The sequence below is a fragment of the Marinobacter sp. R17 genome, assembly GCF_003789045.1.
In the GTDB taxonomy this organism is placed as follows: Bacteria; Pseudomonadota; Gammaproteobacteria; order Pseudomonadales; family Oleiphilaceae; genus Marinobacter_A; species Marinobacter_A mangrovi.
This window is the reverse complement of the sequence record NZ_RHGZ01000050.1, coordinates 1-5,954: the sequence shown is the minus strand read 5'-3', so window position 1 is coordinate 5,954 and position 5,954 is coordinate 1. Positions and strand designations below refer to the sequence as shown.

Annotated in this window: 8 protein-coding genes; 7 read left to right on the top strand and 1 reads right to left on the bottom strand. The window is 59.4% G+C overall.

Annotation, left to right across the window (positions count from 1 at the left end):
- Nucleotides 1–297 precede the first annotated feature (297 nt).
- The 7 genes from EB809_RS20730 (at nt 298) to rpsI (ending at nt 5,779) form a co-directional block, all read left to right on the top strand.
- Nucleotides 298–1,131 (top strand): hypothetical protein, encoded by an 834-nt coding sequence (locus EB809_RS20730; RefSeq protein WP_123636761.1) that lies wholly within the window; start codon nt 298–300, stop codon nt 1,129–1,131.
- Nucleotides 1,131–1,622 carry a ribosomal protein S18-alanine N-acetyltransferase gene (rimI, locus tag EB809_RS20725; protein WP_123636760.1) on the top strand — a complete coding sequence of 164 codons (492 nt, stop codon included), beginning with the start codon at nt 1,131–1,133 and terminating at the stop codon, nt 1,620–1,622. Before EB809_RS20730 ends, rimI begins: the two co-directional genes overlap by 1 nt.
- Nucleotides 1,623–2,282 carry an energy-coupling factor ABC transporter permease gene (locus EB809_RS20720; RefSeq protein ID WP_123636759.1) on the top strand — a complete coding sequence of 220 codons (660 nt, stop codon included), beginning with the start codon at nt 1,623–1,625 and terminating at the stop codon, nt 2,280–2,282.
- Between the two features lie 88 nt (nt 2,283–2,370).
- Nucleotides 2,371–3,951, top strand: coding sequence for a peptide chain release factor 3 (prfC, locus tag EB809_RS20715; RefSeq protein ID WP_123636758.1), 1,581 nt, complete (start codon nt 2,371–2,373; stop codon nt 3,949–3,951).
- A 21-nt stretch (nt 3,952–3,972) separates the two neighbouring features.
- Complete coding sequence (locus EB809_RS20710) at nt 3,973–4,743, top strand: TatD family hydrolase (protein WP_123636757.1); 771 nt, start codon at nt 3,973–3,975, stop codon at nt 4,741–4,743.
- Nucleotides 4,744–4,945: 202 nt separating this feature from the next.
- A complete protein-coding gene (rplM, locus tag EB809_RS20705; RefSeq protein ID WP_123636756.1) occupies nt 4,946–5,374 on the top strand; it encodes a 50S ribosomal protein L13 in 429 nt (142 codons plus the stop codon).
- 12 nt (nt 5,375–5,386) lie between these two features.
- Nucleotides 5,387–5,779, top strand: a complete 393-nt coding sequence (gene rpsI / locus EB809_RS20700; RefSeq protein ID WP_123636755.1) for a 30S ribosomal protein S9 — start codon at nt 5,387–5,389, stop codon at nt 5,777–5,779.
- A gap of 52 nt (nt 5,780–5,831) precedes the next feature.
- Here rpsI and EB809_RS20695 read toward each other — a convergent pair.
- Nucleotides 5,832–5,954, bottom strand: a 123-nt coding sequence (locus EB809_RS20695) for a transposase (RefSeq protein ID WP_148079180.1), incomplete at its 5' end; no start/stop codon positions are given.

Here is a 5,954-nt window from a genome sequence, read left to right as displayed (position 1 = left end):
CGAACTCAGTAGTGAAACGAACCAGCGCCGATGGTAGTGTGGCATCTGCCCATGCGAGAGTAGGTCATCGTCAGGCTCCTAAATCCGAAACCCCAGCACGGTAACGTGTTGGGGTTTTTTATTGGCCATACAAAAGTGACCTGCGGCGCCGACCTGCGGGCGGCCACTCACGGCCACCACAGGCCCGGTCCACTCAAACCCAACCATCAACACATCGCCCCGAATCACGTATACTCTCCAGATCCAGCACACACCCGTGCCTCTGAAATCTGCAGCCGGAAAACGCCGTAACGCCCCATGACCACCACTGAAGCCGAGCGCCAGTACTACCTCTCCCGCATGGGCGTTCAGCTCTGGTATGCGCGTGTCCCGTTGCCAGGAGCCGCACCCAGTCCGGACTTCGACTTTACCGAACCGGAAACGGCGGGGGGCAAGAGTGCTTCCGACGCTCAGGGCGGTCTTTCTGTCCCCACTCGTGATCGCCCAGAGGAGGCGCCGCTTCCACCTGGTAAAAGCGTCAAGGAGTTGCTTCAGAGCATCGACGGGGGGGCAAAAAGCGGTGATTCGGCGACCCCACCAGCGAAGCCCGCAACCGACGAGGCAACGAGCAAGGCAGGGCCCGAGCCGGACGCATCCACCCATGAATCTGTCGTCGAGAGTAGCCTGGTGTCTGAGCTCGAGGTGGATGAGGCCTCACGGATACTCGCAGGTGTCAGTGTGGATATGGGGATCTGGTGGGGCGATCAGTTTGCTCTCGTCAGCCCCGTGTCGGCAGACGTCAGCGAAGAGCTCCAGGCCAAACTGGCGGCCAATATCCTGCGTGCGATCGGTGATACCCAGATACAGCAAAAGCGACTGGTTTGGCCTGTCTTCAACAACCCGCGCGTTTTGAAGAGCGCCGACCGGGATCTGCGAATGATCCTGCACTCCCTGGCAGAGCAGGTCGGGCAGCGGAAAGTCGTTTGTTTGGGCTCGCTGAGCGGGCAGCCAGAGCAGCACCAGGCTCTTATGGCGGCCTTGTCTGAAGCCGTAGTGGAGGCGCCCGATACGCTTGCGGCATTGGCTGGAGACCACGAGAAAAAGCGTAGCCTATGGCATCGGCTGCAGGACCGTGTGATTGGAGCGCGCTAATGGGGCCGCGGCAATCCTATCAGGATGTGGCTTCCGCCACTCGCCGGGTCAGGCCGCTCGATCCCGCAGACATTCCCGATATCCTTTCGATTGAGTTGACCGGCTACTCCCATCCCTGGAGTGAGGCGCTCTTTCGCGATTGCTTCCGGCCGGACTATCGGCTTTGGGGTTTGGCCGATGAGGACACCCTGCAGGGCTATGCTGTCGTTGCCTATCTCTTTGACGAAGCCCATCTCCTCAACCTGTGTGTCGGCTCTCAGTGGCGGGGCTCAGGAGCCGGACGCCTGTTACTTCGACACCTGATTGGCGAGTCCTTTCGAGAGAAAATGTGCCGGGTGTTGCTGGAAGTCCGGCGTTCCAATGACGTTGCTATTGGCCTCTACAAAACGGAGGGATTCGTCCAGATTGGTGAGCGGCCGGGGTACTATCCGGCATCGCCAGCCCGGGAAGATGCCCTGGTTCTCGCTCTGGAAGGGCCGGGAGCCGGCTGAATGGGGCTGACGCCGGAACTGCTTGGCGCAGGTTGGCTATGGCTGATGGATGGGGTCCTGCTGGGCGTGGTGGTGTTTGCGCTCTGGTCAGCCGATTGGGCGCAGCTGGCCGTCGAGCGACTCTATCAGCATACCGTCTTCGCGAGCGTGATCCTGCTGGTTCTGCTTTGGTGCGTGCGAGCGGGATTGTCGCCGGGTCTGAGCATTCATGTACTGGGGCTCACGGCGGTGACACTGGCCGTGGGGTGGGCTTTTGCGATGCTGGGTGGCGTTGTCGCTTTGCTTATCATGGCTTTGATCGGTCGCGAACCCTGGTCCGCGATTGGGCTTGATGGTGTGGTCACCGTCATTCTCCCGGTTGTCGTGACCTACGGCATCGTGCTCTGGGAGCGGCGATGCGGTTTTCGTCTGTTTTTTGCCTACCTGTTTTTCTGTGGTTACTTCGGAGCGGCGATCGCCGCTGCGGTCTCCGGTACGGTCATGGTGGCCATTCTTGGTCTCGCCGGAGTCTACGACTGGCATACCCTCTACACCGAGTACCTGCGCTACATGCCGCTGTTTGTGATTCCGGAAGCCTTCGTTAACGGTGTGGTGGTGGCGAGCCTGATGGTGTTCCATCCCCAGCGCCTGGTCACGCTCGAAGAGAGTCGGTATCTGTAAGGAGTAGTCCGGGTTCGCGTCCGGGCTGTTCAGAATTTATAATGTCGGGCTTTCCAGTCCATTTGCGTCAATTCAGGCTATTTACACTATGACTTCGCTTTCCGCGGAAATCGCCAAGCGGCGGACGTTTGCGATCATCTCGCATCCGGACGCCGGTAAGACCACCATCACCGAGAAAGTCCTGCTGTTCGGCAAGGCCCTGCAAACCGCCGGCACCGTCAAGGGCAAGAAATCCGGCCAGCATGCCAAGTCCGACTGGATGGAGATGGAGAAGGAGCGGGGGATCTCCGTAACGACCTCTGTCATGCAGTTTCCCTATGCGGACAAGCTGGTCAACCTGCTGGACACGCCGGGCCACGAAGATTTTTCCGAAGATACCTATCGGACCCTGACGGCGGTGGATGCGTGTCTGATGGTGATCGACAGCGCCAAGGGTGTTGAGGAACGGACCATCAAGCTGATGGAGGTCACACGGCTGCGGGATACCCCGATCCTGACCTTCATGAACAAGCTGGACCGCGATACCCGTGATCCCATCGAGTTGATGGACGAGGTGGAAGATGTCCTGAAAATCGCGTGTGCGCCCATCACCTGGCCAATCGGCATGGGCAAGAGCTTCAAGGGCGTTTACCACCTGTTGCGCGATGAGGTCATCCTCTACCAGAGCGGCCAGGGGCATATGATCCAGGAGCGCCGCATCATCAGCGGTCTTGACAACCCGGAACTGGATGAGGCGATCGGCGCCTACGCCCAGGATCTGCGGGACGAAATTGAGCTGGTGAAAGGGGCGTCCCATGAGTTCGATCAGGATGCGTTCCTGCGTGGTGAACTGACGCCGGTTTTCTTCGGTACAGCGTTGGGCAACTTCGGCGTCGACCACATGCTCGACGGTCTGGTGGAATGGGCGCCGGCACCGCAGGGGCGTGCAACCGACACCCGCACCGTGGAGCCCGCTGAAGACGGGTTCTCTGGTTTCGTGTTCAAGATCCAGGCGAACATGGATCCCCAGCACCGGGACCGCGTGGCCTTCCTTCGCATTGTATCCGGTCGCTACAGCCAGGGCATGAAAACCCGCCACGTCCGTATCGGCAAAGACGTACGCGTAGCTGATGCGCTGACCTTCATGGCCGGCGACCGTGAGCACGCCGACGAGGCATTTGCCGGGGACATCATTGGCTTGCACAACCACGGCACCATCCAGTTGGGCGATACCTTTACCACTGGCGAGGACATGAAGTTCACCGGCATTCCCAACTTCGCGCCGGAGCTGTTCCGCCGTATCCGTCTGAAGGATCCACTAAAGGCAAAGCAGCTGCAGAAAGGCCTGATCCAGCTCTCGGAAGAGGGGGCCGTGCAGGTCTTCCGTCCGATGAAAAACAACGATTTGATCGTCGGTGCGGTGGGTGTGCTGCAGTTTGATGTTGTGGTGGCTCGCCTCAAGAGTGAGTACAAGGTTGAAGCGGTCTACGAGCCGATCAATGTCGCCACCGCTCGCTGGGTGACCTGCGATGACGAGCGCAAGCTGGAAGAGTTCGAGCGCAAGGCGTACGACAACCTGGCGCTTGATGGCAGCGACCGTCTGGCCTATATCGCGCCAACGATGGTCAACCTGCAGCTGGCGCAGGAGCGTCACCCGGATATCCGCTTCAACAAGACGCGGGAGCACTGACGCCCGCAGAAGGAACGCCTCATGCTGGTGGATGCCCATTGCCACTTTGACTTTCCCTGTTTCGACGGGGAGCGAGAGCAGATCCTGCAGGATTTTCACGCCCATCAGGGCGGCGGGCTGGTGATCCCTGGCGTGGAGGCGGCGACCTGGTCACGGGTCCAGGCGGTGGCAGCCAGCGATGCGTCCATGCGCTACTGCCTGGGTATTCATCCCTGGTTCGTAGACGGGCACACCGACGCCGATCTGGAACGGTTGAAATCGATCCTCTCCAGCCGGCCGGCCGATTGTGTGGCGCTGGGAGAGTGCGGGCTGGACCGGCTGCATGGGGATCTGGCGACGCAAAGGCCCTGGTTTGAGGCGCAGGTCGATCTGGCTGTTGAGTTGGCGCTGCCGCTGGTGATTCACTCGGTGCGCACTCACGATGAGGTGGCGGCCGTCCTGCGGCGGCGCCGCTTGGTGGCACCGGTCCTGGTGCATGGCTTTTCCGGCAGTCCGGAGCAGGCCCGGGCGCTCACGGATATGGGCTGTTACCTGGGGGTTGGCGGGGTAATCACTTACTCGCGGGCGCGTAAAACCCGGCGGGCGGTGGCCGAAGTGCCGCTGGAGCGGCTGGTGCTGGAGACCGACGCGCCGGATATGCCCCCCGATGGCGTGCGTAAGGGCGATAATCGGCCAACGTACCTGCCTTTTGTATTCAAGGCATTATGTGAGTTGAGGTCGGAGCCGGAAGCGCAGATACGTGAGCAGCTACTGGCGAACGTGGAAACGCTTTACGCCACGGCCTGGTCGTGAGCAAAAAAGCCACAAGGGCTTGGCACGGGAGGTCGATTTCTATATACTGCGCGCCCTGGCTTTTCAAGGCGATGTATTCATCTCAGCCCCGAATGATGCAACGCCGGCAATATTATTAGGTCGAAGGTCTCCGTTGAGCGTGATGTGCGCTGGTTAGCGGTGGCCTTTAACGTTCGTTATACGCGTTACAAAGGCGGAATCAATGAAGACTCTGAGTGCGAAACCAGAAAGCGTTAAGCGTGACTGGTACGTTGTAGACGCAGCCGGCAAGACGCTGGGTCGTCTGTCAACCGAAATCGCCCTTCGTCTGCGGGGCAAGCATAAGCCGGAATACACGCCCCACGTCGACACGGGTGACTACATTGTTGTGATCAACGCAGAGCAGGTGCGTGTCACAGGCAAGAAGGCCGGTGCAAAAATGTATTATCATCACACGGGATTCCCGGGTGGTATTCGTGAGATCAACTTCGAGAAGCTGATCGACAAAGCGCCTGAACAGGTGATTGCGCATTCCGTCAAGGGCATGCTGCCGAAGGGCCCGCTGGGTCGCGCCATGTTCAAGAAGCTGAAAATCTATGCCGGCGCTGAGCATCCGCACGCAGCCCAGCAGCCCAAAGAACTCGACATCTAACGGAAGGCGAATATGTCTGTAGCACAAAATTACGGTACTGGTCGCCGCAAAACTTCTACGGCGCGCGTATTTATCAAGCCGGGTAGCGGTAACATCACCATCAACAATCGCACCATCGAGCAGTTCTTCGGTCGTAAGACCCTGCAGATGATCGTGCGTCAGCCGCTGGCCCTGACCGAATCTCTGGAGCGTTTTGACATCAAGATCACCGTCGAAGGCGGTGGCACCAGTGGACAGGCCGGCGCGATCCGTCACGGTCTGACCCGTGCACTGATGGACTATGACGAAACGCTGCGTCCGACTCTGCGTCAGGCGGGTTACGTGACTCGTGATGCCCGTAGCGTCGAGCGTAAGAAAGTGGGTCTGCGGAAAGCGCGTAAGCGTCCTCAGTACTCCAAGCGTTAATTGGCACTCTGGTGTCAAAGAGAAGCCCGGCGTTGCCGGGCTTTTTTTTGGTTCATCGCACTTTACCGGGAAAAGCGGCTTTGATTTTCAGGAAGAAGTAGTCGTTATCCCGGTAGCCGTACGCCATCCGCTTGATCACCTTGATTTTATTGTTCATCCCCTCCAGCACGCTGGT